The organism is Pseudoduganella sp. R-32 (genome assembly GCF_049913245.1).
GTDB lineage: Bacteria > Pseudomonadota > Gammaproteobacteria > Burkholderiales > Burkholderiaceae_D > Rugamonas.
On record NZ_CP183987.1, the window covers coordinates 2,496,586 to 2,521,058 of the forward strand.

Annotated in this window: 19 protein-coding genes; 8 read left to right on the top strand and 11 right to left on the bottom strand. The window is 63.2% G+C overall.

From position 1 onward, the window contains the following. Nucleotides 1-6 precede the first annotated feature (6 nt). Together ACN9MU_RS11420 and ACN9MU_RS11425 are read left to right on the top strand one after the other, a co-directional pair. Nucleotides 7-2,487 carry a glycoside hydrolase family 3 N-terminal domain-containing protein gene (locus tag ACN9MU_RS11420; RefSeq protein ID WP_426337340.1) on the top strand — a complete coding sequence of 827 codons (2,481 nt, stop codon included), beginning with the start codon at nucleotides 7-9 and terminating at the stop codon, nucleotides 2,485-2,487. After that, entirely contained in the window at nucleotides 2,488-3,753 is a 1,266-nt protein-coding gene (locus ACN9MU_RS11425) for a sugar MFS transporter (RefSeq protein ID WP_426344597.1), read from the top strand. It abuts the gene before it with no gap. On the opposite strand, the gene ACN9MU_RS11430 is transcribed toward ACN9MU_RS11425, so the two are convergent. The 4 genes from ACN9MU_RS11430 to ACN9MU_RS11445 all read right to left on the bottom strand — a co-directional run bounded on the left by ACN9MU_RS11430 (nucleotide 3,711) and on the right by ACN9MU_RS11445 (nucleotide 9,951). Further along, nucleotides 3,711-5,234, bottom strand: coding sequence for a tryptophan halogenase family protein (locus ACN9MU_RS11430; protein ID WP_426344598.1), 1,524 nt, complete (start codon nucleotides 5,232-5,234; stop codon nucleotides 3,711-3,713). The two genes, ACN9MU_RS11425 and ACN9MU_RS11430, sit on opposite strands and share 43 nt — an antisense overlap. An 11-nt stretch (nucleotides 5,235-5,245) precedes the next feature. Further along, nucleotides 5,246-6,277, bottom strand: a complete 1,032-nt coding sequence (locus ACN9MU_RS11435) for a cupin-like domain-containing protein (RefSeq protein WP_426322442.1) — start codon at nucleotides 6,275-6,277, stop codon at nucleotides 5,246-5,248. Continuing rightward, nucleotides 6,261-6,968, bottom strand: a complete 708-nt coding sequence (locus ACN9MU_RS11440; protein ID WP_426344599.1) for a SapC family protein — start codon at nucleotides 6,966-6,968, stop codon at nucleotides 6,261-6,263. The genes ACN9MU_RS11435 and ACN9MU_RS11440 overlap by 17 nt, the downstream gene beginning before the upstream one ends. A 64-nt stretch (nucleotides 6,969-7,032) precedes the next feature. Then, nucleotides 7,033-9,951 carry a TonB-dependent receptor gene (locus ACN9MU_RS11445; protein WP_426344600.1) on the bottom strand — a complete coding sequence of 973 codons (2,919 nt, stop codon included), beginning with the start codon at nucleotides 9,949-9,951 and terminating at the stop codon, nucleotides 7,033-7,035. Between the two features lie 381 nt (nucleotides 9,952-10,332). Here ACN9MU_RS11445 and ACN9MU_RS11450 point away from each other — a divergent pair, with 381 nt between their 5' ends. The 3 genes from ACN9MU_RS11450 to ACN9MU_RS11460 are packed head-to-tail and all read left to right on the top strand — an operon-like array spanning nucleotide 10,333 to nucleotide 13,718. After that, nucleotides 10,333-10,821: a hypothetical protein gene (locus ACN9MU_RS11450; RefSeq protein WP_426170701.1), complete on the top strand. Its 489-nt coding sequence runs from the start codon at nucleotides 10,333-10,335 to the stop codon at nucleotides 10,819-10,821. Continuing rightward, nucleotides 10,822-12,228: a DUF2868 domain-containing protein gene (locus tag ACN9MU_RS11455; RefSeq protein ID WP_426344601.1), complete on the top strand. Its 1,407-nt coding sequence runs from the start codon at nucleotides 10,822-10,824 to the stop codon at nucleotides 12,226-12,228. It abuts the gene before it with no gap. After that, complete coding sequence (locus ACN9MU_RS11460) at nucleotides 12,225-13,718, top strand: DUF3482 domain-containing protein (protein WP_426322450.1); 1,494 nt, start codon at nucleotides 12,225-12,227, stop codon at nucleotides 13,716-13,718. The genes ACN9MU_RS11455 and ACN9MU_RS11460 overlap by 4 nt, the downstream gene beginning before the upstream one ends. Here ACN9MU_RS11460 and ACN9MU_RS11465 read toward each other — a convergent pair. Continuing rightward, nucleotides 13,670-14,398 carry an SDR family oxidoreductase gene (locus ACN9MU_RS11465; protein WP_426344602.1) on the bottom strand — a complete coding sequence of 243 codons (729 nt, stop codon included), beginning with the start codon at nucleotides 14,396-14,398 and terminating at the stop codon, nucleotides 13,670-13,672. The genes ACN9MU_RS11460 and ACN9MU_RS11465 overlap by 49 nt on opposite strands. Before the next feature lie 103 nt (nucleotides 14,399-14,501). Between ACN9MU_RS11465 and ACN9MU_RS11470 the strand changes: the two genes are divergently transcribed. Continuing rightward, on the top strand, nucleotides 14,502-15,425 hold the full coding sequence (locus ACN9MU_RS11470) for a LysR family transcriptional regulator (RefSeq protein ID WP_426344603.1): 924 nt from the start codon (nucleotides 14,502-14,504) through the stop codon (nucleotides 15,423-15,425). 51 nt (nucleotides 15,426-15,476) lie between these two features. Continuing rightward, nucleotides 15,477-16,400 carry an exopolyphosphatase gene (locus ACN9MU_RS11475; protein ID WP_426170708.1) on the top strand — a complete coding sequence of 308 codons (924 nt, stop codon included), beginning with the start codon at nucleotides 15,477-15,479 and terminating at the stop codon, nucleotides 16,398-16,400. Between the two features lie 55 nt (nucleotides 16,401-16,455). On the opposite strand, the gene ACN9MU_RS11480 is transcribed toward ACN9MU_RS11475, so the two are convergent. Both ACN9MU_RS11480 and ACN9MU_RS11485 read right to left on the bottom strand, forming a co-directional pair. Further along, nucleotides 16,456-17,715, bottom strand: a complete 1,260-nt coding sequence (locus tag ACN9MU_RS11480) for a nitronate monooxygenase (RefSeq protein WP_426344604.1) — start codon at nucleotides 17,713-17,715, stop codon at nucleotides 16,456-16,458. Between the two features lie 13 nt (nucleotides 17,716-17,728). Next, the gene (locus ACN9MU_RS11485) at nucleotides 17,729-18,214 is read right to left on the bottom strand and encodes a YajQ family cyclic di-GMP-binding protein (RefSeq protein ID WP_057262600.1); all 486 of its coding nucleotides are present in this window, start codon (nucleotides 18,212-18,214) and stop codon (nucleotides 17,729-17,731) included. Nucleotides 18,215-18,348: 134 nt separating this feature from the next. Between ACN9MU_RS11485 and murB the strand changes: the two genes are divergently transcribed. Beyond that, nucleotides 18,349-19,374 (top strand): UDP-N-acetylmuramate dehydrogenase, encoded by a 1,026-nt coding sequence (gene murB, locus ACN9MU_RS11490; RefSeq protein WP_426344605.1) that lies wholly within the window; start codon nucleotides 18,349-18,351, stop codon nucleotides 19,372-19,374. Between the two features lie 81 nt (nucleotides 19,375-19,455). Here murB and ACN9MU_RS11495 read toward each other — a convergent pair whose 3' ends face one another. Genes ACN9MU_RS11495 through ACN9MU_RS11510 form a run of 4 tightly spaced genes read right to left on the bottom strand, consistent with a single transcriptional unit; the run spans nucleotide 19,456 to nucleotide 24,472 of the window. After that, entirely contained in the window at nucleotides 19,456-20,472 is a 1,017-nt protein-coding gene (locus tag ACN9MU_RS11495; RefSeq protein WP_426344606.1) for a diguanylate cyclase, read from the bottom strand. Nucleotides 20,473-20,481: 9 nt separating this feature from the next. Continuing rightward, nucleotides 20,482-21,510 (bottom strand): chemotaxis-specific protein-glutamate methyltransferase CheB, encoded by a 1,029-nt coding sequence (gene cheB / locus ACN9MU_RS11500; RefSeq protein ID WP_426344607.1) that lies wholly within the window; start codon nucleotides 21,508-21,510, stop codon nucleotides 20,482-20,484. After that, nucleotides 21,507-23,804 carry a hybrid sensor histidine kinase/response regulator gene (locus ACN9MU_RS11505; protein WP_426337347.1) on the bottom strand — a complete coding sequence of 766 codons (2,298 nt, stop codon included), beginning with the start codon at nucleotides 23,802-23,804 and terminating at the stop codon, nucleotides 21,507-21,509. The genes cheB and ACN9MU_RS11505 overlap by 4 nt, the downstream gene beginning before the upstream one ends. Next, nucleotides 23,801-24,472 carry a chemotaxis protein CheW gene (locus ACN9MU_RS11510; RefSeq protein ID WP_426170720.1) on the bottom strand — a complete coding sequence of 224 codons (672 nt, stop codon included), beginning with the start codon at nucleotides 24,470-24,472 and terminating at the stop codon, nucleotides 23,801-23,803. Before ACN9MU_RS11510 ends, ACN9MU_RS11505 begins: the two co-directional genes overlap by 4 nt. Nucleotide 24,473: the final 1 nt, after the last annotated feature.

Sequence of the window (24,473 nt, forward strand, 5' to 3'; positions counted from 1 at the left end):
GGCAGGATGAAGCAGGTTTCAATGCTGGTCGCGGCGCTTGCAATGGCGCTACCGGCAGCGGCTGCGCCGCTGGCCGACTGGCCGCACGCAAGCAGCGCAATCAAGCGCGACCCGGCGCTTGAGAAGCGCGTCGCCGATATTGTCGGCAAGATGACGCTGGAGCAAAAGATCGGGCAAATGACACAGTCCGAAATCAAGGCCACCACGCCGGATGACGTGCGGCGCTACTACCTCGGCTCGGTGCTCAATGGCGGCGGTAGCTGGCCCAATGGGAACAAGCGTGCCAAGGCGGCTGAGTGGCTGGACCTGGCGCAGAAATACCATGACGCATCGATGGCCACCGACATGGCAGTCAAGGTGCCGGTAGTGTGGGGCATCGATGCAATGCACGGCAATAGCAATGTGTTCGGCGCTACCTTGTATCCGCACAATATCGGCCTCGGTGCGGCGCATGATCCCGGGCTCGCCTACGAGATCGGCGCGGCTACGGGCAAGGCCGTGCGCGCAACCGGCATCGCCTGGGTCTTCGGCCCGACTGTCGCGGTAGTGCGCGACGACCGCTGGGGGCGTACCTATGAAAGCTTTTCGGAAGATGGCAGGCTGGTGGCGCAATATGCCGGGCAATACGTGAAAGGCCTGCAGGGGCGATTCAGGTCCGATGCCAACGTGCTGGCCAGCGCCAAGCATTTTGTCGGCGACGGCGGCACCGACCAGGGCAAGGATCGCGGCAATACCAAGGTATCGCCGGCGGACATGGTCAATATCCACGGTGCAGGCTATGGGCCGGCACTGGCGGAAGGGGCGCAGACAGTCATGGCCTCGTTCAATAGCTGGAACGGGGTGAAAATGCACGGCAGCCGCGAGATGCTGACCGATGTGCTGAAGACCAGGATGGGCTTTGACGGATTCGTTGTAAGCGACTGGAACGGCATCGCCGAAGTGCCAGGCTGCCGTAACGATAGCTGTCCGCAGGCGATCAATGCCGGCATCGACATGATCATGGTGCCGGACGACTGGAAAGCCTTCATTGCCAACACCATCGCACAGGTGAAGGCGGGAGAGATACAGATGTCCCGCATTGACGATGCCGTGACACGCATCCTGCGCGTCAAGCTGCGTGCGGGCCTGTTCGGAAAGAGTCCTTCGCAGAACGCCCATGCCGGCCTGGACGCTGCCCTGCAGGACCGGGAGCTGGCACGCCGCGCCGTGCGGGAGACGCTGGTGCTGCTGAAGAACGAAGGACCGGCGCTGCCGCTGGCGCGCGGCAAGAAGATCCTGGTGGTCGGAAAGAGCGCCGACAATATCGCGAACCAGGCCGGCGGCTGGTCGTTGACCTGGCAGGGGACCGATAATACCAATGCCGATTTCCCGAATGCCGATAGCATCCTGGCCGGCATCCGCGCAGCGGCGGGAGAGGGCAACGTGGATTTCAGCGTGGATGCGCAAGGCGTCGACCTGTCGCGCTTCGATGCAGTGATCGCGGTCGTCGGTGAGCGCCCGTACGCGGAAGGCGATGGCGACATCGGACCGTCGGGCACGTTGCGCCACAGCAGCCGGTATCCGGAAGACCTTGCGGTCCTGGAAGCGGTGGCGGGCAGGGGCAAGCCGGTGATTACCGTATTTGTTGCCGGCCGCCCGCTGTTCGTGAACGACCTGCTCAACCTTTCCGATACCTTTATCGCGGCATGGCTGCCGGGTACCGAAGGCAAGGGCGTGTCCGATTTGCTGGTGGCTGGCCCGCGCAGCTATGACTTCCGTGGCAGGCTATCCTTTTCCTGGCCCGGAGCGGCATGCCAGACGCCGTTGAACTTTGGCCAGGCCGGCTATGCGTCGCTGTTCGCATTGAACTACGGCTTGCGCAAGGCGCAGCGTTCCAAGCTGGGCAAGCTGGATGCTTCCTATGCTCCTGGCGGCTGTGGATCGAGCAATAGCGTGCCAGTGCACGGCCAGGCCGACCGCGCCAGCTTCCCTCTCGTGATCCGCAGCGGCGGCGAGCAAATCGCGCTGGGCGCGGACCTGAACGCGACGTTCCGCCTGCCCGGCATCACGGTGCAGACAGCGCAGGTGAACACGCAGCAGGACGCCAAGCTGGTGACATGGTCGGCCGGCGCCCCGACCGGCGCCGCCCTCGTTGCGCGCGGCGCAAAGCCTATCGTATTGCCTGCCGCCGCCATGCGTGATGGCGCACTGCAATTTGATGCGATCGTCGCTGCCGCGCCGCAGGGAAAAGTCATGCTGGCGATGCAGGACACCGCATTGGATGCGACCCGGCTGTTCACCCGCATTGCGGGCAAGGGCAAGCAGTCAGTCAAGCTGCCTCTGGCCTGCTTCACGGCCCGGGGCCTGCAGCTGGAGCGCATGGATGCACCGTTCGCCATCAGCGCCGGGGCGCCGTTCGCCGTGGCCATTGCCAATATCGAAATCGCTGGCGGCGCAGCTACAGCTGCCGACGCGATACCTTGCGAAGAACTGGGACAGGAGAACTGAATGGCAAGCATCGCTCCCAACTCATCCCCCGCCACGCAGCAGGAGGCGGCCGGCGCCCGGCAGGACGGCGGCAACACCGGTGCCCTGGTGATCGTCACCATCCTGTTCTACATGTGGGGCCTGATCACTTCCCTGAACGACGTCCTGATCCCGCACCTGAAGTCGATCTATACGCTGACCTATGTCCAGGCAATGCTGGTGCAGTTCTGCTTCTTTGGCGCCTATTTCATCGTATCGATGCCCGCCGGCGCGCTGATTCGCCGCATCGGCTACCAGAAAGGCGCGGTGGTCGGCCTGCTGATCGCCGCCTGCGGCTGCGCGCTGTTCTATCCCGCATCGTTCGGCGGATATGGCCTGTTCCTGTTTGCTTTCTTTGTGCTGGCATCGGGCATCACCGTCCTGCAGGTGGCCGCCAACCCCTACGTGACGGTACTGGGCGCGGCGCGCACGGCGTCGAGCCGGTTGACAATGACTCAGGCCTTCAATTCGCTCGGCACCACGATCGGCCCGGCAGTCGGAGGCTTGCTGATCCTGTCGGCCGTTGGCGCGGCCGCCGGCGCGGCAGCGGATGCGGCGACGGTGCGCGGTCCTTACCTTGGCCTGGCTGCTGCGCTGGTGCTGCTGGCCGTCCTGTTCCATGCCGCCAGGCTGCCTCGGGTCGCCGCCAGCGATGATCTGGCGCAGCCGGGGGACGGGCAAGGTTCCGCGTGGGCGCATCGCCATCTGGTGCTCGGCGCCATCGGCATCTTCCTGTACGTGGGCGCGGAAGTCAGCATCGGCAGCTTCCTGATCAATTTCCTCGGGGAGCCGCATATTGCCGGCTTGTCGCATGCCGAGGCGTCGCGCTACGTCAGCATTTACTGGGGCGGCGCCATGGTGGGCAGGTTTATCGGCTTCGCTGTGATGCGGGTTGTCAGCCCGGGCAAGACGCTGGCCTTCAATTCCTTGCTGGCGATTGCGCTGGTGCTGGCGGGGGTGTTCGGCAAAGGCAGCGCGGCGATGTGGGCGATCCTCGCGGTTGGATTGTGCAACTCGATCATGTTCCCGACCATCTTCAGCATGGCGCTGCATGGGCTCGGCAAGTACACGGGGCAGGGGTCGGGAATCCTGTGCATGGCCATTGTCGGCGGTGCGCTGGTGCCGTTTGCGCAAGGCGCGCTGGCCGATTCGATCGGTGTGCAGGCGTCCTTCATGCTGCCGGCCGCCTGCTACACCTTCATTCTTTACTTCGGCGCCAGGTATTCTTCCATGTACGCTGCGCAGTAGTTTTCCACGTACTGCTGGTGCGGCGGCAGCTGCGCTACGGTACGCGCCACATTGTTGCGGATGCTGTCGAGGAAATAGGACAGCTCCGCATCTCCCATCAGGTCCGCGGAAGGGTGGTGCTGGAGCGGCATGATGCCCTGGCCCAGCATCACCTGGACCCATGAGTTTTCGGCGAACAGTTCGTTCGACAGGCGGAACACGCGGCCCGTGTCGCGGAACATGTCAATACGCTGCTGCAGGGATGGGGGCACCTCCATCTCGGCGCAATGACGCCAGAAAGGTGCATCGCGGCGGTTCGTTGCCTTGTGGTGCAGGATGATGAAGTCGCGGATATGTGCGATCTCGTCCCAGGCTTGTTTGTTGTATTCGTCGACCTCGGACTGGAAAATGCCCGCGGAAGGGAACATCTGCAGCAGGCGGACGACGCTGCGCTGGATCAGGTGGATGCTGGTCGATTCAATCGGCTCGAGGAAGCCGCTGGCAAGGCCGATAGCGATGCAGTTCTTGCTCCACACCTTGCGGCGCTGGCCAGGCTTGAAGCGGATCAGGCGTGGCTGCACCAGTTGTTCGCCGACGATGTTCGACATGAGCTTGGCGCGTGCGGTATCGTCGTCGACAAATTTGCTGGAGTACACAATGCCATTGCCGACGCGATGCTGCAGCGGGATGCGCCATTGCCAGCCCCATTCGTGGGCGATGGCCCGCGTATAGGGCACGGCCGCCCCCGTCGAAGACGTTTGTACTGCGATTGCGCTGTCGTTGTGCAGCCATTGCGACCAGTCTTCCAATGCCGCGCCCAGGGTTTCGCCGATCAGCAACGCCCTGAAGCCGGTGCAATCGATGAACAGGTCGCCTTCCAGCATGGCGCCGGAATCGAGTTGCAGCGCCGTGATATGGCCGCTCGCGCCGTCGGTATGGACCCTGGCAATTTTTCCCTCGATCCGTTGGGCGCCGTAGCCTTCCGAATATTTGCGCAGGAAGCGTGCGTAGGCGCCGGCATCAAGATGGTACGCGTAGTTGATGCCTTCGCGCGGCAGGTGGCCAAAGCGGTTCAGCTGTGCCGCTTTCAGCTCCAGGCAGTAGTCGCCATAGTCGCCGGCCAGTTTTCGTTCGCGCCCCTTGCGCCAGAAATGATTGAAGCCGGCGGTCCAATGATCGGTGCCGGTCACGCCGAAGGAATGAATGTAGTCTTCATGTACGTTGCGCCAGCTCTCGAAGCTGATTCCAAGTTTGAAGGTGGCCCTGGTGGCGGCCATGAATTCCTGTTCATTGATCTCCAGCAGACGATGGAAATTCAACAGGCTGGGGATGGTCGCCTCGCCAACGCCGACGGTGCCGATTTCGTCGGACTCCACCAGCTTGATGTCGAGGACCTTGCCAAGGTTGCGGGAAATCGCCGCTGCAACCATCCAGCCTGCAGTGCCGCCGCCTGCAATGACAACGCGCCGCACTGGGCGGCGCAGGAACTGTTCGTCTCTCACTTCGGTCTCCGTTATCGGTTGATTTTCCTGAGAAGCTGGGCGCGCAGCATGCGTGCTGTGTCGTCGTCGATCGGGCCAAGAGCACGCCTTGCGCCAGCGGGGATGTGGGCTGCGGTTTTCTCATCGGCCTGGAATACGTAATGGCGGAAAATTTCCTCCCAGGCGTGGCGCTGCTCGGGCGGCAAGTCGCGGATCGATAGCAGCGAGAGCAACAGCGCATTGGCAGGCGTGTCCATGTATGCAGGCGACTGGCGCCACCAGTAATTGACCAGGACATTGAAGCACTCCAGCGCTTCCACATGGTGCCACCACATGCTGGGAATGAAGATGGCGTCGCCGGGCTCAAGTTCGGCGGCTTGTGCATGGCGCATCGCTTCCCTGAAGCGAGGAAAGCGCTCGAGGTCCGGCTGGCCCAGGTCGACCAGGCTGATTGGCTGGCCGGCCGGGGTGAAGTCCAGCGGGCCGATATACAGGTTTTCCAGCTGCGCCGGCGGGAACAGCGTGAACCTGCGCCGGCCTGCAGTGACGCAGGCCAGGTTGTCGGGCAGGTCATAATGGGCCGGAACGCGGGTCTGGTTGCCGATCCAGATGCTCGCGAGCGCGTCGCGCGGATGCAGGTTGAGCGGGTTTTCTTCGAGGTAGCCCGGCAGGGCCGTTTCTGCCGTGGTGGAGCCGACGTAGATGGCGGGTGGACGCGGGTTGCCGCGGTGTGCCGCCAGTTCGTTCAACACGTGGTCGAGGCGGGTGTGCACCGAGGTGAAATTGAAGCCGCTCAGGTCTTCGTTATAGAAAATGCGTCCGCCGATGGCGGGTGCGCCGAGCATGGCAACCACGCTGGCGTCGCGGCAGAAGCGGCGCAGGTAAGCGTCGGCGCTGGCTGCGCGTGCGATGCCGTCGGCGCCTTTGCGGCCAGCCTGCACCGCCGGCCAGCGCGCCACCAGGCCGCGCAGTACCAGCGGCCGCGTGGACGCCAGCACTTCATCGCCCAGGTCGGACGGGGTTACGCCGTGCAGTTCCCGGATTGGCTCAGCACTGGGCAGCATGGGCGCGGTTCTTGCGTTCGATCAGGGTGCGGAAGTTGGACATGGACGCGATCACCATGTAGACCGGCTGCAGGTAGCCGGCGCGGTTCAGGCGTTCCAGCACGTTGCCCGGCAGCGTAGCGAGGCGCTCTTCGTTGATGGTGTGGAAGCCGGCCAGCCGGCACTGTGCGCCATCATCGAGTTCGATATCGAATACAAAGGGCTCGAGCAATTGGTGCTCCAGGAGCGCCGCCAGAAAGCCTCGTGCCTGCTGCAGTCCCTGGTGGATGGCAAGCAGGGTAGCGTTGATGCGTTCCAGGTACTCGGAGGTGCCGCCATGCGGCAGGAATATGCGCTCGCCGCTGGAAGTGCCGACGCGCGGGTTTTCGAGGTCGATGTGCACGGTCAATTCATCGCCGCTCACCCCGATCAGGAAAGGCTGGCGCTCGATTGCCAGCGGCACGTAAGGCGCCTCCCAGCCGTGCAAGCCGAGGAACAGGTTTTCGCCCTCCTGGAAGCCGAACAGCGCATGGGCCTCGAAGCCGCCGCCGGCAGCCCGGCGGAACACGATCGGGTAGCTGGCCTGCACGTCGCGGAATTCGGCCGGGAAGGAGAGGGCGGACATGACGTTGTCGCCGAAATGGGCGCCGCGCCCGGTCTGCACACGCAAGTCTTTGTGGTCGATATTATTCAGCAGGACAGCTCTGGCCATGGAGATCCTCGGTTGGACGGCGGGCCGGGTGGTGATGCCTCCCCGGGCACGCCGCCGCTTGTCATCAGAACTTGTAGCGGGCGCCCAGCATGTAGCGCGGCCCGGATTGGGTCACGAATAGCGCCATCGTTTCAGCGCGGCCGTGGACACGCTGGATTTCATTGGTCAGGTTGATCGCCTCGAACTGCACGCTGAGCTTCTCGTTGAAGGCGTAGCCGACGCTCAGGTCGAGCTGGCCGTACGCTTCCGTGTAGTTCGGATTGGGGCCTGCGCCGTCGAAGGTCGAGGACAGGAACTTGTCGCGCCAGTTGTAGGCCGCGCGAATCGACCAGTTCTTGTCTTCATAGATACCGACCAGGTTGGCGGAGTTGCTCAGGCCGACCAGCGCAAATTGCTCGCCAATCTTGAAGTTGTCGTACTTCAAGCCCGAATCGACCCAGGTGTAGTTGGCCGAGAGGCCGAAGCCCGAATTGCCGAACATATGCTGCACATTGATTTCTGCGCCTTTCAGCTTCTCGTTCTTCTGGTTGGCGAAAGAGTTGATCTCGAACGACATCACCGGATCGTTTGGCTGGCCGACGATGGTGCCGGTAGCATTGCCGCTGGCGTCGTCCGGACCGCGCGTCACGCCGGGAGCGGTGGGATGGTTGCGGAAGATGTAGTTGCGGATGCAGACACGGTCGGTGCCGCAATTACCCTGCTGGACAGCTTCGTTCCACAGCGCGCCGCCAACCGGGGTATGCAGGTTGAACGGGGTAGCCGTGATCTTCGATTGGCCGGCATAGTTGCTCAGGTCTTTGTGGAACAGGCCGATCGAGGCGAAGCTTTGCTGGCCGTAATACCACTCCCACGACAGGTCCAGGTTCTTCGACTTCACCGGCTTCAGTTGCGGGTTGCCCTGGCTGCCGGTGCCGCCGAAATCGCGCGCCAGGCGGTCCAGCGTGGTGCCGCCCTGGATCTGGTCGTAGCGCGGGCGGCCGATGGTTTCGCCGTAGCTGGCACGCAGCTTCATGTCGGGACGGATATCGGCATCCCAGTCCACGGCGGGCAGCCAATGGCTGTATTTGCCGTCCAGCGTAGTGAAAGTCGGCGCGCCGAAACTGAGAGGGAACTCATTGGCCGACACCCAGCTGATGCCGGTCGCTGCGGGTACCAGCGCGGTCGAGATGACGTCGGTCTTTTCATAGCGCACGCCGATATTGGTATGCATCGGGATCGCGGTATCCCAGTCGGTGCCGAACTGGATATAGGCGCTTTTCGATTTCTCCTGGGTGCGCTGGTCGGAGTCGAAGGTACTCTTCGGCATGTACATGTCCGGCAGGCCGGTGACCTTGGCGGTCAGGGCGCGCACTTCGGCAAAATTGAAAGTGTAGAACTGGTTGAACAGGGCAGGGTTGCCGCTGCCGTTGATCTTGTCGTAGTACTGCCGCAGCGACTCCTGGTGGAACAGGCTGGCCGGGTAGTCCGATGCCGTCGACGCGCCGCCCCAGGAATCGCGCTGCTGGGTCGACATGGCGGAGCGGTTCTTCACTTCGATCGCACCAACGCCGAAGTTCAGGTTCGACGCTTCCAGCAGCTTCATGCTGCCCTTGAATTGGGCCTGTTCGATCTCGCCTTTCATGTAGCCATTCTGGAATACGGAGCCCGTCACCTGTTGCGGAGCCCTGGCGAAATCCGCGCCCTGGATGCTCAACACCGGGAAGTCGTCGCGGAAGTCGACGGTAGTGTCGCCGCGGCTGAAGCTTGCGGTGCCGATCACGTTGCTGGAGCCGAAAGGACTGTCGGCCTTGGATACGGCGCTGGACTTGTGCATGTCCAGCTCCAGCTTCAGGCCATCGGTCTTCCAGGCGGCGTTGAAGCCGAGCGATTTGTTCTGGGTCTTGGTGGCAAAGTCGGCGCCGCCCATGGCGATATCGCTGTTGGCCGCCGGCAGCAGTTCGGTGTAGACCAGCGGCGCGGCGACCGGTCCGTTGCTCCAGGTCGAAGTGGACGGGCCGAAGTTGAACCAGGCGGACAAGTCCTGGCGGCGGGTCTGGATCTTGTTCTCGGAGTAGGTGTAGTCCAGCGTGGTGGTGAGCTGCTTGAGCGGCGCCCACTGCAAGGTCAACTGGCCGTTGGTGCGCTGGCGCTGCACGCCGTTCATGTTGTAGTTCAGGTTTTGCGGCAGCGAGTAAATGTCGCTGTCTTTCGGATGGTTGGTGGCGCCGGCTTGCGGGACCGGCCCCGCATTGCCCTGGTAAGGGCCGCGCCAGCCGTTCGAAACGGCTGCCTGGTTGAAGCCCAGGTTGCGCTCCTGGTAGCTGGCGCTGAGGGCCACGCCGAAGCGGTTGTCGTCGAAGGTATTGCTGTAGATGCCCGACACCTCCGGCGTGGTGGCGCTGCCTTGCTTGACGTCGCCTGGCAGCTTGTTGTGCGAGGTGTCATGTACCGCCTTGACGCCGACGCTGGCCACCATGCCCGGGCGGTCGAGCGGACGCGCGGTCAGCACATTGACGGTGGCGCCGATGCCGCCGGTCGGCGTTTCGGCGCGGCCGGTCTTGTAGACCTGGATCTGCGAGATCGCTTCCGAAGCCAGGTTGGCAAAGTCGAAGGCGCGGCCATTCAGGTCGCCCAGGTTGGAGGTCGGCATCTGGCGGCCATTCAGCAGCACCAGGTTGAAGTCGGGACCCACGCCGCGCACGGTGATCTTGGAGCCTTCGCCGATGGAGCGGTCGATCGACACGCCGCTGATGCGCTGCAGCGATTCAGCGAGGTTAGTGTCGGGGAATTTGCCGATATCGGCTGCCACGATGCCGTCCACGATACCGTCGGCATTGCGCTTCAGGTTCATCGAGGAACCCAGGCTGGCGCGCAGCCCGGTCACAACCACCGTGGTCACGTCGCCTGTACTGGCAGGGGCGGGCGCCACCCCTGCCTGGTCCGATTCCTGCGCCTGGGCTGGTGCGATGAGCGCCGCGCAGGCGGTGGCTACTGCAAGGCTCATCAATGTCTGCTTCGCCTTTGGATAGTGCATTTGGTCTCCTTGGTTCTTATAGTCTGGCCGCCTCCCAACCAGCATGGAAACGTTTCCATAACATGCTTAAAAATACTAGGGGCAGCAAAATCGATTGTCAATAAAATACGCCGGGGATCGGCTGGAAGTGTGGGATTTTCGTCATCAAACTGGAAACGTTTCCACTCTGGTTGGCGCAATATAGCACTCCTCAAATTTTGAAGTCAACAGCCTTTCCGTGCCGTGTTTGCAACAATAATGGGAACGTTTCCAGTGTGCGTGCGCGCTGACCCTGTGGCCGTCCTTGCAGTGGAAACGTCGCCAGGCGATATTCGGATTTTTCACTGGAGAGTCTGGTGGTACACTCGGTGCATGAATGCAATCATTCTTGCTGCGGCAATGCTGGCCGCCCCGGCCACGCCGGAACAGGCAGTCGCCACCCTGTGGCGTTCCCTTAGCCACGCTGCCGGCCAGGCCGGCGATGAGGCGGCCCTGCGCGCCATCCTCCACCCTGACGCCATGGTCTACGGCGCCCGTTACCGCGACGGCGTCGCCGCGCTGTCCGTGGCGCGCGGCAGCGATTTCGCCGCAGGCATTGGACGTGCCGCTGAAAAGGGCTTCTACGAATGTGAAGTGGCGCGCGAAGTGCGCCAGTACGACCGCTTTGCCACTGTCTACAGCGTGGTCGAATCGCGCAACGAGCGCAATGCGCATCAAGCCAGTTTCACGGGCGTCAACAGCATCCAGTTATACCGCGCCGATGATGGCTGGCGCATCATCGGACTGTATTACCAGGTCGAACGGCCCGGCCAGCCGATCTCGCTGCAGGGCGGAAAATCCGGCGCCTGCCTGGAGGGCTGAATGAACGAAAAGACCGCCCGAGCCATCATGCTGGTCAAGGCCATCGAGGAGGCCGACCAGCACAAAGAAGTGCTGACTGACGACGACAGAAAATTCGCCAGCCGCACAGCGCGCGAGCTGGCGCACTGGCAGGCGGCCGAGCAGCGATCGGCGTCCACGCTGCCGGACTTCCTTTACCACCGCGCCGAGCAATTGCTCAAGCGCCTGGCGGCACGCCACAAGCTGTTCGCCTCCGTCACGCAAGGCCATAGCGGCCTGTGGGGAGCAAGCTGGATGCTGCCGCTGGCGGCGCTGCTGGCTGGCGGCATGGCAGAGCGCTTCGGCGACCCGCACCGCGTCGACTTGCTGTCAATGCCGCTGCTGGGAATCATCGCCTGGAATATGCTGGCCTACCTGTTGCTCGTCTTGTGGGCGCTGCTGCCTGCACGCCGGGCCGGCCTGCGGCGGGGCCTGGCCAACCGCATGGCGCTGGGCGGCGGCCATATACCGCGCCGGCTGCCGCAGGCGCTGGCGAGCGGCGTGCTGCAATTCATGGTGGACTGGGCGCGCGTGGGCGCCCGCCTGAACCTGGCCCGCATCGCACGCATCCTGCACTGGTCGGCCGCCGCCTTTGCCGCCGGCGCCTTGTTGTCGCTGTACGCACGCGGTATCGTCGAGAGCTACGCGGCGGGCTGGGAGAGCACCTTCCTCAGCCCGTGGCAGGTACACCATCTGCTGTCGGTGCTGTTCGCGCCGGTGGAATTCATCTTTGGCCTGGAAGGCTTCACGATGGACGAGGTGATGGGCTTGCAGAACTGGGAAGGATCGCGCCTGGGCAACGGCGCGCGCTGGGTGCACCTGTATGCTGCAAGCCTGCTGCTGTATGTGGTGCTGCCGCGACTTGCGCTGGGCGCCATTGCCGCGCTGCGCGCCTTGTGGCTGCGCCGGCATTTTCCGCTCGACCTGGACCATGCTTACTACCGCCAGCTATCGGCGGCTGCCGGCGGCGAACCGGGCCTGTTGCGCGTGCTGCCCTACAGCCTGACGGTGGACGAAGCGCGCAGCAAGGGACTGGATATCCTGGCGCAAGCGATGCTTGGCGAGCAGGCTCGCCTACGGCTGCTGCCGCCGGCCGCATACGGCAGCGAAGCGCCGGCGCTGGAGGCCGGAGAAGGCGTGACCAATGCAGTATTGTTTGGCATCGCCGCCACGCCGGAACAGGAAAATCACGGCGTTTTCCTGGCGGCGCTGGGGCGCGGGAGCAAGCTCACTGCCTTGCTTGACCAGTCGGCGCTGGCAGCACGCATGGATGCCGCCCGCTTGAGCGAGCGTATCGAGTTATGGCGCGAGTTCTGCATACAGCACGGCGCCGAGCCCATGGTGGTCGATTTGCTGGCGCCCATGGCGGCAAGCGAGAATCCGGCATGAGCGGCGCGCCTGTCACCATCCAGCTTGCGCTGGTCTCCCACACCAACAACGGCAAGACCACGCTGGCCCGCACCCTCCTGGGCACCGACGTCGGCCAGGTGCGCGATGCCGCCCATGTCACGGCTTTCGCCGAATCGCATGCGCTGATGACGACGCAGCAAGGCGACCGCCTGGTGCTGTGGGATACGCCTGGCTTTGGCGACTCCATGCGCCTGATGAAGCGCCTGGCGCTGACCGGCAATCCGATCGGCTGGTTCCTGCGCGAGGTGGTGGATCGCTACCGCGACCGTCCTTTCTGGCTTAGCCAGCAAGCCGTGCGCACCGCGCGCGACGAAGCGGACGTTGTACTGTACCTGGTCAATTCCACCGAGAACCCGGGCGATGCCGGCTACATCCCGGCCGAAATGCGCATCCTCGACTGGCTGGGCAAGCCGGTGCTGGTGCTGCTGAACCAGATGGGGCCGCCACGGCCGCTGCCGGAAGAGCAGGCCGAACTGCTGCGCTGGAAAGACTTCATGCTGCAGTTCGGCCAGGTGCGCGAAGTGCTGCCGCTGGACGCCTTTGCCCGTTGCTGGGTGCACGAGCGCGTGTTTTACGATGCGCTGGGGGCGCTGGTCGGGCCGGAAAAGCAGCCGGCCTACGAGCGCCTGTTCTCCGTATGGGAAGACACCAATGCGCGCCGCTTCAAGCAATCCATGGCGGTGATGGCGCACCAGCTGGCCGATGCTGCGCACGACAGGCAGATCGTGGAGACGGTGGAGCGCGGCGTCATCGCATCGGCCTTGAAGATCATCGGCATCGGCAAGGGCGAGGACCGTAAGCGGCAGGACCGGGCCATGAATACGCTGGTGGCGCGGCTCAACCTCTCGATCGGCCAGGCGACCGTCAACCTGCTGGCGCTGCACAAGCTGGACCCGAGCGAGGCGCCCAAGATCAATGCCCGCGTCAGCAACAACTTCGTGGTGCTGGCGCCGGTCGACAAGGGACAGGCGGCGCTGCTGGGGGCCATCGTCTCGGGAGCGGCAACCGGCTTGTCGGCCGACCTGGCTGCCGGCGGCCTGACGCTGGGCACGGGTGCATTGCTGGGCGGCGTGATCGGCGCACTGACCTTTGCGGGGGCGGCCTGGGGCTTCAATGTCGGGATGGAGCGTGAAGTGCCGACCATGTCGCTGTCCGACGATTTCCTGCGCACGCTGCTGGTATCCAGCGTGCTGCGCTACCTCGCCGTCGCGCATTTCGGCCGCGGGCGCGGCAACTTCGTCGAGAGCGAAGCGCCGCCCTTCTGGCAGGAGGAAGTGGAGCAGGCCGTGGCGTTGCATGAAACAGAGGTTGCCGCCCTCTGGAAGACCCTGCGCGAGCAGGAAGAGCGCGACCTGGCGCCGGCCAGCGCCGTGATCACCGGCATCACGGCGCACGTGCTGGCACGGCTGTACCCCGAAGGTCAGGCGGCGAATCCGCCGTCGATATTGAGGCCGGCACCGGTCACGTAACCGGCATCGTCGCTGGCCAGGTAGGCCACCATGGCGGCGATCTCCTCGCCGCGCGCGTGGCGCTTGATCGGCATCAGGTCGTGCAGCGCCTTGGCAAAATCGCTGTGCGCCGGGTTCATGTCGGTGTCCACCGGGCCTGGCTGCACATTATTGATGGTGATGCCGCGCGGGCCCAGGTCACGCGCCAGGCCTTGCACCAGGCCGGTCAACGCCGATTTGCTCATCGCATAAATCGAACCGCCAGGGAAGGGCATGCGCTCGGCATTGGTGCTGCCGATATTGATCACGCGGCCGCCGGCTTTCATATGCGCCACAGCTGCCTGGGTGGCCGCAAACACGCCGCGCACGTTGACGGCGATGGTGTGGTCGAAGTCTTCCAGCGTCAGTTCGGACACGTCGCCCAGGTGCAGCACGCCAGCGTTGTTGACGAGGATGTCGAGGCGGCCGAAGCGCTTGGCGATATCGTCGATGGCGGCGCGGGTTGCAACGGCATCGGTGGCGTCGACTTTCAGCGCGAGGACCTTGCCGCCGGCAGCGGTGATTTCGCTGGCCAGGGCGTCGGCTGCTGCGCCGGAGCTCTGGTAGGTGAAGGCGACCGTGGCGCCATCCTTGGCCAGGCGGCGCACGATGGCGGCGCCGATGCCGCGGGAACCACCGGTAACGAATGCGATCTTGCTCATGATTTTGCTCCTGAATGTTGGTTGGGATGAAGCCAGTATGGTCGCGACATTGCATGCCGACTAGCTGGTAATATTGATTATCACTTTCAACCAGATGTATCAAATGCAGCCACTGAATCTCCTGGAATCCTTCCTGCAGAGCGCCGAATGCGCTGGCTTTTCCGAGGCGGCGCGGCGCCTGGGACTGACGCCGGCGGCGGTCAGCAAGAACGTGGCGCGGCTGGAGGCGCAACTGGGCGTACGCCTGTTCCAGCGCAGCACGCGCCGGCTGGCCTTGACCGAGGCCGGCGAACGCTTGCTGCAGCAGGTGCGCGGCCCGCTGGCCGAATTGCAAGGCGCGATCGCGGGCGCGGCACAGGATGCGGGCGAACCGGCCGGCACCCTCAAGGTGGCGGTGGCGCATGGGGTGGGCCGCATGTACATCCTGCCGCTGCTGAAGGGCTTCCTGCAGCGCTATCCGGGCGTGCAGCACGACTGGCGTTTCGACAACCGCACGGTGGACCTGATCGGGGAGGGCTATGACGTTGCTATCGGCGGCGGCATCGAACTGGCCCCCGGCGTGGTCGCGCGCGAACTGGGGCGGCCGCGCATCCTGGTCACGGCCACCCCGTCCTGCCTGGCTGGCCGCAAGCTGCCTTCCCATCCGTCCGAGCTGGCCGGGTGGAAAGGCATTGCGCGCCGCTCCGCCGAAACCGGACGCCTGCGCGAATACCTGCTGCGCAACGCGGCAGGGGAAGAGGCGGTGGCCCAATTCAGCGCAGTCGCCACCTTCGACGATCCGGAAGCGATGGCGCAGGCGGCCTGCATGGGGCTGGGCGTGGCGCTGCTGCCAGGGCCGCATGCGGCCCCGCTGCTGGAATCCGGCCAATTGGTGCGCCTGCTGCCGGACTGGCATGCGGAGGTGGGGCCGCTGTCGATCTACTATTCCAGCAAGAAGCTGTTGCCGGCCAAGACGCGCGCCTTCGTCGATTACGTGATTGCTCAAATGCGCGCAGACGACTTTGCGGGGCGGCTCGACAGGCTTTGAAAGATCACGGTAATATGGGCTTCCAATTCATCAGCGATAGGGGTGCCTTCCATGAAGTTCCGCCTTGTTACCCGCAGTGATTTTGATGGCCTGGTGTGCGCGGTGCTGCTCAAGCACCTGGACTTGATCGACGAGATCCTGTTCGTGCACCCGAAGGATATGCAGGATGGGAAAATCGCCATTACCAGCCGCGATATCACCACCAACCTTCCTTACGTATCCGGCGCTTATCTGGCGTTCGACCACCACCTGTCCGAAACCATCCGCAATACGGGCGAGCGGCAGAACCACGTGATCGATCCCGGTGCGCCGTCGGCCGCGCGCGTGGTGTACGACTACTACGGCGGCGGCAACAAATTCCCTTCGGCGTGGAACGACATGATGCTGGCGGTGGACAAAGGCGATTCGGCCCAGTTCAACCGCGATGAAATCCTCAACCCGCAGGGCTGGGACTTGCTGAACTTCCTGATGGACGCGCGCACGGGCCTGGGGCGCTTCCGTGATTTCCGCATCTCGAACTACAACCTGATGATGGACCTGATCGATTACTGCCGCTCGCACACGATCAGCGAAATCATGGCGCTGCCGGATGTGAAGGAGCGCAGCGACCTGTATTTCGACCACGCGGAAAAGTGCAAGGAGCAGATTCGCCGCTGCTCGAGCGTGCATAAGAACCTGGTGGTGCTGGATCTGCGCCATGAAGAGACGATTTATGCGGGTAACCGCTTTGTCATTTATGCACTGTATCCTGAGCAGAATATCTCGATCCACGTGCTGTGGGGCCTGAAAAACCAGAATACGGTGTTCGCGACCGGCAAGTCGATCCTGAACCGTACGTCAAAGACCAATATCGGGGCGCTGATGCTGGAATACGGCGGGGGCGGGCATGAGAATGCCGGGACGTGCCAGGTGGAGAACGAGATGGCGGAGGATGTGCTGGGCGCGCTGATCGTGCGCATCAACAAGGAAGGGTAGAACCTCTAACCGGTGCCCGACCCGCAGGGTCGGGCACCATTGCCCGGCAAGCGAATTAGAAGTCTTTTTCAGGTAAAGCTATAGAATTATCGGTCGAGAACTGGTAGTCCTTGAACACGTGCTCCGCAGTCAGGATCTGGTAGGAACCATCCGGCTTCCTGAACGAAGTGTCCTTCAGGCGGTAGGTGTAGTGACCGCAAGTCCAGCAGTTGAAGTTGCGCATGTGGGTGCACAGGCAGGTCTTGTCCATCACCTTGATGCCCTTGTCGCTGCCGCCGTTGGCTATCACTTCGCGGTTGTACGAATTGATGTAGGCGCAGTTGCCGGTGGCATCGAGCAGGTAACCGTAGGATTCGCAGCCCGGACGAATGCCTGCGCCGATTGCCGGGGTGCTCTTCAGCATGCGCATCGGATAGCCGGTCGGCGAAACGCCGTTGACGATGATGTCTTCCTCGCTGGCCTTGAAGTATTCCTGCTTCACGTCTTCAGGCAGGCCGCATTCCTTGGTTACGGTAAAGCGGGTCGCTACCTGCACGCCGGCCGCACCCATCTCCAGGAAGGACACCGCATCGCTGCCGGTGAACACGCCGCCTGCGGCGATCACTGGAACGTCCAGGTTTTCCGCCTTCATGTAGTCCAGGATCTCTTGCACGATCTGGTGCAGGTCGAAATCTTTCCAGTCTTCCAGGCCGAAACCCAGGTGGCCGCCGGCCAACGGGCCTTCCACGATCACGTAGTCGGGCAGGCGGTTCAGCTTCTGGTTCTTGCGCAGGAAGATCTGCAGCGCGCGCACGGAGGAAACGATGATGCCCAGCTTCGCTTCGCGGAAGCGCGGGTGGTCGGCCATCAGCGCGAAGGAGCCGAAGTGCAGGCCGGCCGACAGCGTGATGCCGTCGATGCCCGCGTCCAGCGCCGCGTTCAGGCGCGTGCGCAAGGTTTCCTTCGGGCCGTTCATGGTCAGCTTTTCCATGCAGTTCACGAAGATCAGGCCGGGGCCTTCCTTGCGCTGCATGGTGTCGCCGATGTGGCGGCGCTGGGCTTCTGCCAGGCGTCCCAGGTCGAACTGCACCTCGGACTTGTCCATATTGTTGATGTTGTGCTTGTACAGGCGGGTCTTGTCCTTGACGAAGGTGGTGTCGAACTTGCGGTCCGAAACATCCTCCACCATGGCATCGGAAATATGGCCGATGCCGCCAAGGCGCGCTGCTTCCAGCGCCAGTTCGGTCGTGGAAATATCCACGCCCATCCCGCCGATCATGATTGGCACATACTCTTTGTCGCCAAACTTGAGGCGGAAATCGTCAACACGTTTCATTACAGTCCTTCGATCAATCGCGGAAATTGTTGAACTCCAGAGGCGTGTCCGGCACGTCCTTGCGCAGCAGCTGCATCGCAGCCTGCAGGTCGTCGCGCTTGGCACCGCTCACACGTACCGACTCGCCCTGGATGCTGGCCTGGACCTTCATCTTGCTTTCCTTGATTACCTTGGTGATCTTCTTGGCGGTCTCGGAATCGAGACCGTTTTTCACCTTGATGACCTGCTTGACTTTGTCCCCACCAATCTTCTCTACCTTGCCTTCGTCGAGGAAGCGCACGTCGACCTTGCGTTTGGCCAGCTTGTTGGTCAGCACATCGCGCACCTGGCCAAGCTGGAATTCCGAATCGGCGAATGCCGTCAGGTCGTTTTCTTTTTGTTCTACGCGCGCATCGCTGCCTTTGAAGTCGAAGCGGGTCGAGATTTCCTTGTTGCTTTGGTCGACGGCGTTGCGCACCTCGATCATGTCCGCTTCGGATACTACGTCAAACGATGGCATATTCTTTCCTTTACAATGAAGCACCCGCCCAAGGGGCGGATTCAAAAGAAGCGACATTTTAACGGACAAACAAGCGAACGCTCGGTCGTTTTTGTCATAATTGCACTATAATCGAGCAAAAACTTGATCTACCCATGCCTTTCCCTGATTTTCTCCAGCACGAATACCCACTGAAGCATTTAAATACGTTTGGTATTGATGTACGCGCCAAACATTACCTGCGCGTGACATCGCTGGAGCTGTTGCGCAGCGCCCTGGCCGATCCCCAACTGGCGGCCATGCCGCGCCTGGTGCTGGGCGGCGGCAGCAACCTGCTGCTGACCCGCGATTTTCCGGGCCTGGTGCTGCATATTGCGCTGGAAGGCCGCGAAATCCTGGCCGGCACCGCGACTCACCACCACGTCCGCGCCGCAGCCGGCGAAACCTGGCACGGCTTTGTGCAGTGGGCGCTGGCGCAGGGCGTCGGCGGGCTGGAAAACCTTTCGCTGATCCCGGGTACCGTGGGCGCAGCTCCAATCCAGAATATTGGGGCGTATGGGGCGGAAACCAAGGACTGTTTCCTGTCGCTGACGGCGTTCGACCCGGCCAGCGGCAAAGTGCGGGTAATGGACGGCGCCGACTGCCGCTTCGCCTACCGCGACAGCATCTTCAAGCACGAAGGACGCGAGCTGATCATCCTCGACGTGAGCTTTGCCTTGCCGCGCGCCTGGCAGCCTAACCTGCGCTACGCCGAACTGGCCAATGCCGTGGCGGAGCAGGGCCTGGCGGCGCCAACGCCGCAGCAGGTAGCCGACACTGTGATCGCGATCCGCCGCCGCAAGCTGCCCGACCCGGCGCAAATCGGCAATGCCGGCAGTTTCTTCAAGAATCCCGTGGTCAGTGCCGAGCACTGCGCCCAGTTGCTGGAGAAGTTCCCAACGCTGGTGCACCACCGCCAGCCGGACGGCAGTGAAAAGCTCGCTGCGGGCTGGCTGATCGACCAATGCGGCTGGAAAGGGAAGTCGATGGGCGCCGCCGGCGTCTACCCCAAACAGGCCCTGGTGCTGGTGAATAACGGCGGCGCCACCGGCACCGAAGTGCAAGCCCTGGCCGCAGCCATCCAGGCCGATGTCTCGGCACGCTACGGCGTATTGCTCGAACCCGAGCCAGTATTCATTTAAAAGTCGGGGTCAGGTCTGGCAATCCGCCATGTTTTTCGCGATGCGAAAAACATGGCGGATTGCCAGACCTGACCCCGACTTTCATTCTGCGTTGACGACGCGGTTGCGGCCGCCTGCCTTGGCGGCGTAGAGCGCGCGGTCGGCGGCCGATACCAGTTCACTCCACGATGATTGCTTGGTGGGCACGACGGTCCGCACGCCGATCGACATGGTGAGCACGCCGTAAGGCGCGGCATTGGCGTTTTCGATTTCCAGTTTCTCCAGCTGGCGCAGGCAGGACTGGGCCACGTTCATCGCACCGGCATTGTCGGTCTCCGGCAGGATGATGGCGAATTCTTCTCCGCCGTAGCGCGTGACCAGGTCGGCCGGGCGCTTCAGGTTCTCGGTCATGACTGCCGCTACCTTTTTCAGCGCCAGGTCGCCTGCCGGGTGGCCGTAGCTGTCGTTGAACTGCTTGAAATAGTCGACGTCGACCATCAGCAGCGACAAGGGCGTCTTGTCGCGCTTGCCGCGCTGCCATTCCAGCACCAGCGTTTCATCGAAACGGCGTCGATTGGAGATGCCGGTCAGCGGGTCGAGCGCGGCCAGCTTTTGCAGCTCCACATTGGCGGCGGCGAGCTTTTGCTGGCTTTCGCGCAGGAAGCGGAAGGCCTGGTCGCGCTGCAGGCGGTGGATGTGGGCATTCGAGTGGTGGCGCACGCGCGCCAGTAGCTCCAGCTTGTCGGGCAGCTTGACCAGGTAGTCGTTGGCGCCGACGGCGAAGCCGTGTGCTTTGAGCTTGGGGTCTTCGCGCGCCGACAGCACGATGATCGGAACATGCGCCAGCATTTCCTCGGCGCGGAAACGGCGGATCAGCTCAAAGCCGTCCACTTCCGGCATCACCAGGTCCTGCAGGATTACGGTAGGTTGCATCGAGTTGGCGACGGCAATCGCTTCGCGCGCATCGGTGATGAAGTGGAACTCGATGTCTTCCTGGTCGGCCAGCATGCGCCGTACCGCTTCCGCAATGATCAACTGGTCGTCAACCAGCAGCACGCGTACCTTGAAGTGGGTCAGGCTTGGCTCGGTTTCCAGGTTCAAGGTGAGTACGTCAGGCATCGCTTTCCTTTAAATCAGTTTGCCTCCGATCGTGCTTCGCAGGAATGGGCCGATCTTATCGAGAGGCAGGATGGTTTGCGCCGCGTCCAGTTCGATCGCGGCGCGCGGCATGCCGTATACCGCGCAACTGGCCTGATCCTGGGCAATGGTGTTCTTGCCCGCGCGGCGCAGTGCCAGCATGCCCTCGGCGCCATCGCGCCCCATGCCGGTCAGCAGCACGCCGACTGCGTCGCCTTTCCAGTGCTGTGCCACGCAGTTGAAAAACACATCGACCGAAGGCCTGTATGCGTAATCCTTCGGGTTGGCATCGTAACCCAGTTGGTGTTTTTCATCCAGTACAAGGTGGTCATTGCTCTTGGCGACCATGACGATACCACCCTGCAGGGGCGTGCGGTTTTCAATTGGGCGCACCGGTACCGCCAGTTGTTCCGACAGCCATTTGGCGAAATGGTCGGCAAAGTTTTCGTCGATGTGTTGTACCACGACGACGGCGCAATTGGCGGGCGGGGTCCAGCCGGCCAGGATGCGCGCCACTGCCATGGGCCCGCCGGTCGAGGCGCCGATCGCCACCAGCGTGTCGAGCACCGCTTCGCGCGGCTCCGGCAGCGTTGCGTGCCGGCGCGGCGGCATGGACTGGTTGCCGCCGCTGTGGCGGATCAGCTTGTCCATGGTCTTGATCTTGTGCAGCAACTCCGCGTCACCGCCTTCTTTCCCCTGCAGCACCGGGGTGGCCGTGACGTCCAGGGCGCCGGCGCCCAGGGCGCGGAATACCTGGTTGACGTTGTCCTGCGGGCGCCCCGTCACCACCAGGATGGCGCAGGGACTTTCCTCCATGATGCGGCGCGTTGCTTCAACCCCGTCCAGTTCCGGCATATTGAGGTCCATCAGGACCAGGTCAGGGCGGTCGGTTGCGCATTTCAGCACCGCTTCGAGACCGGTGCGGGCGATCCATGCGACCTGGTGTTCCTGCGTGCTGGCGACCACGCGCCGCAGCGCTTCAGCCGCCATCGGAACATCGTTGGCGATGGCGATCCTCATCGGTAAGCGTCGCCTATCAGGTCGGACACCGCATCCAGCAGCGTCTCGTCGTGGAAGCTGCCCTTGGTCAGGTAATAGTCCGCCCCCGCAGCCAGGCCGCGTGCGCGGTCTTCCGGCCGGTCCTTGTAGGAGACGATCATGACGGGCAGCTTATGCAAGTGCAGGTCTTTCTTGATCAGGGTGACCAGTTCAATGCCGTCCATGCGTGGCATGTCGACGTCGGTGATGACCAGGTCGTAGTCGCCGCTGCGCACCACGTTCCAGCCATCGATGCCGTCGACGGCGATGTCCACTTCAAAACCGCGCCCGACGAGCAATTTACGCTCCATTTCACGTACTGTCAGCGAATCGTCCACGACAAGGATGCGTTTCATTCTACGCCGTCCGGCGTGGTCTGCGCGCGTAAGTTGATGCAGGCCGCCTTCTTCCAGCAGCTTTTCGACGGAAAGCAACAGGTCCGGTACGTCCAGGATCAATACCGGTTCGCCGTCGTCCAGCAGCGCGGCGGCTGAAATATCGCGCATCTTGCCGAAAATTGGGTCGATCGCCTGCACTGCAAGGCTTTCCTCGCCGCGGATCTTGTCCACTACCAGGGCGTAGCGGCGCGCGCTGCCGCCGATGACGACGACGGGCATTTCCTCGGCATGTTCCATATCGCCCAGTTCCAGCACCTCGGCTGCAGCCACCAGGCCAAGGTGTTCGCCGTCATGGTCGAAGAACTGCTTGTTCTCCAGCGTGTGCACGGCGCCTTGCTGCACCATGAGGACGCGCTCCACCTTGACGATGGGAACCGCGTAGGCTTCGCCCTTGACGTCCACCACCAGGGCACGCACGATCGATTGCGTCAGCGGCAGCGTGATCGAAGTGCGGAAGCCTTTGCCCAGCTCCGATTCGATGCGTACCGTGCCGTTCTGCTGGCGGATGGTGTCGTGCACGATGTCCAGGCCGACGCCGCGGCCTGAAATCTCGGTAATGCCTCCCTTCAGGCTGAAGGCCGGCAGGAACAGGAATTCCATCAGCTCTGCCTGCGACATGGCAGCCACCATCTGCTCGGTGGCCATCTTGCGCTCGATGACGGTGCTGCGTATTTTTTCCGGATCGACGCCGCAGCCGTCGTCGCTGATCTCGATATTCAGCATGCCGGCGCGGTGGCGCGCCTCCATCACGATGGTGCCGGTGGCTGGCTTGCCGGCTGCAAGCCTTTCTTGCGCGCTTTCCATGCCGTGGTCGACGGCGTTGCGCAGCATGTGGCTGAGCGGGCTCTCGATGCGCAGCAGGATGTCGCGGTCGACCAGCGTGTCTTCGCCTTCCACGTGCAGCACCACGTCCTTGCCCAGGTTGCGGGCCAGGTCGCGCACCATGCGCGGGAAGTGCTGGATGCCGTCGCGGAAAGGCCGCATGCGCAGCGACAGCACTTCATCGACCATGTTTTCGGAGCCAGTCAGCAGGCGGCGCTCGTAGTTTTCCATGTCGGTGATGTGCTCCAGCATGAATTGCTTGAGCGGCTGGCTTTTCTGGATCGCCAGCAGGGCCTTTTCCTTCAGTGCCGGGTCGCTGGTGCGGGATGCGGCTTCCATCACGTCTTCCAGCACCGCGAACAGGGCGGCCTGGTTGCGCTTGTAGCGCTGCATGCCTTGGATCAGGGGATGCAACTGGTGGGCGTTGATGCGGGCTTCGCTCGCCAGCGCGAGCAGGCGGTCGAAGTTTTGTGCGTTTTTCATCGGCGGCAGGGAGCGGCCGGGCACCGGCTGTTCCGCTACGCCGTCGGCCTGCGCCGCCTCGACCAGACTCTCCGGCCGGATCTCAGGCGCCGGCTCCGCTGCCCGCGCCGCCTTGACGGCTGGCGCGGGCGGCGGCAGGGCAGCCGGCAGTTCGACCGGCTCGGGCAGGAAGGCAATGCCCTGCACATCGTTCATGGTCTTGCCGACTTGCGCGCTATTGGCCGCCAGCCAGGCATCCAGGTCGCCATTGAGGCGTGAGCACTGCACGATCAGGTCGACCGCAGCCAGCAGGGCGTCAACCCGGTTGGCAGTCAGTTTCAGCTTGCCTGCCTGGGCGGCGATGAATGCATCTTCCATGCCGTGGGCCAACTGCACGATCATCTCCAGCCCAACGATGGAGGCGGCGCCCTTGATCGAGTGCGCGGCGCGCATCATCGATTCCACGGCAGCCGGGTCGTTGCGGCGCTCGAAGGCCAGCAGGCCGTCGGTCAGGATCTGGGTCTGGCTGTCGGCCTCCATGCGAAACAGGTCCAGCATGGAGAACTGGCTCAGGTCATCCTTCTTGTCGGTCATCGCAAGGTCCTCGCTAGCTGGTGGCCGAGCAGGCTGTCGTCCAGGCAGCCCACCTGCATGTCCTGGTGCGGAAGGACCCCGGCCAGGTAACGCTCAATGCCCTTGTTGATGGTGGCGGCAGGTGGTTTCAGTTCGCTGGCCGCATAGCGGATGATGCCGTGCAGTTCCGCCACCGGCAGGGCGTAGGACTGGCCCTCCCACTGCACCAGCAGCATGCGGGCGAAAACATGGCGGCCGCCGGTTGCCTCGCCGCCGGCTTCGTCGATGCCCAGCAGTTCGGCCAGCGAGATGCAGGGATACAGCTTGCCGCCAGCGTTGACGATGCCGCGCAGCCCGCGTGCATTGCGGTGCGGCAGGCGATGCGAAATGGCTTTCGGCGCAATCTGCTGGAACATATTGGTCGGCAGGGCTAGCCACTCGCGGCCAATGCGGAAGGCGACGCAGGAGCTGTCGTGGCGCGTGCCCTCATCTTGCGGGGCGCGGAAGTGTTCGGCCCATTCGCGCAGGTAGGCCGGATCGACAGGGCGTTGCAGGTTGCGCAATGCGGCGCCGGCATACACGTCGCAATTGCGGCAGTGGACCGCCTTGTCGAGGATCTCGCAGCTATGGTCGCCGGCGACGCCGATACGGTTCCAGCAGGCGTCCAGGTCTTGGATTTGATCAGTCATT

Coding starts and splice junctions, on each gene's coding strand:
- ACN9MU_RS11420 (WP_426337340.1), top strand. CDS start 7: ATGAAGCAGGTTTCAATGCTGGTCGCGGCGCTTGCAATGGCGCTACCG.
- ACN9MU_RS11425 (WP_426344597.1), top strand. CDS start 2,488: ATGGCAAGCATCGCTCCCAACTCATCCCCCGCCACGCAGCAGGAGGCG.
- ACN9MU_RS11435 (WP_426322442.1), bottom strand. CDS start 6,277: ATGCTGCCCAGTGCTGAGCCAATCCGGGAACTGCACGGCGTAACCCCG.
- ACN9MU_RS11440 (WP_426344599.1), bottom strand. CDS start 6,968: ATGGCCAGAGCTGTCCTGCTGAATAATATCGACCACAAAGACTTGCGT.
- ACN9MU_RS11445 (WP_426344600.1), bottom strand. CDS start 9,951: ATGAGCCTTGCAGTAGCCACCGCCTGCGCGGCGCTCATCGCACCAGCC.
- ACN9MU_RS11450 (WP_426170701.1), top strand. CDS start 10,333: ATGAATGCAATCATTCTTGCTGCGGCAATGCTGGCCGCCCCGGCCACG.
- ACN9MU_RS11455 (WP_426344601.1), top strand. CDS start 10,822: ATGAACGAAAAGACCGCCCGAGCCATCATGCTGGTCAAGGCCATCGAG.
- ACN9MU_RS11460 (WP_426322450.1), top strand. CDS start 12,225: ATGAGCGGCGCGCCTGTCACCATCCAGCTTGCGCTGGTCTCCCACACC.
- ACN9MU_RS11465 (WP_426344602.1), bottom strand. CDS start 14,398: ATGAGCAAGATCGCATTCGTTACCGGTGGTTCCCGCGGCATCGGCGCC.
- ACN9MU_RS11470 (WP_426344603.1), top strand. CDS start 14,502: ATGCAGCCACTGAATCTCCTGGAATCCTTCCTGCAGAGCGCCGAATGC.
- ACN9MU_RS11475 (WP_426170708.1), top strand. CDS start 15,477: ATGAAGTTCCGCCTTGTTACCCGCAGTGATTTTGATGGCCTGGTGTGC.
- ACN9MU_RS11480 (WP_426344604.1), bottom strand. CDS start 17,715: ATGAAACGTGTTGACGATTTCCGCCTCAAGTTTGGCGACAAAGAGTAT.
- ACN9MU_RS11485 (WP_057262600.1), bottom strand. CDS start 18,214: ATGCCATCGTTTGACGTAGTATCCGAAGCGGACATGATCGAGGTGCGC.
- murB (WP_426344605.1), top strand. CDS start 18,349: ATGCCTTTCCCTGATTTTCTCCAGCACGAATACCCACTGAAGCATTTA.
- ACN9MU_RS11495 (WP_426344606.1), bottom strand. CDS start 20,472: ATGCCTGACGTACTCACCTTGAACCTGGAAACCGAGCCAAGCCTGACC.
- cheB (WP_426344607.1), bottom strand. CDS start 21,510: ATGAGGATCGCCATCGCCAACGATGTTCCGATGGCGGCTGAAGCGCTG.
- ACN9MU_RS11505 (WP_426337347.1), bottom strand. CDS start 23,804: ATGACCGACAAGAAGGATGACCTGAGCCAGTTCTCCATGCTGGACCTG.
- ACN9MU_RS11510 (WP_426170720.1), bottom strand. CDS start 24,472: ATGACTGATCAAATCCAAGACCTGGACGCCTGCTGGAACCGTATCGGC.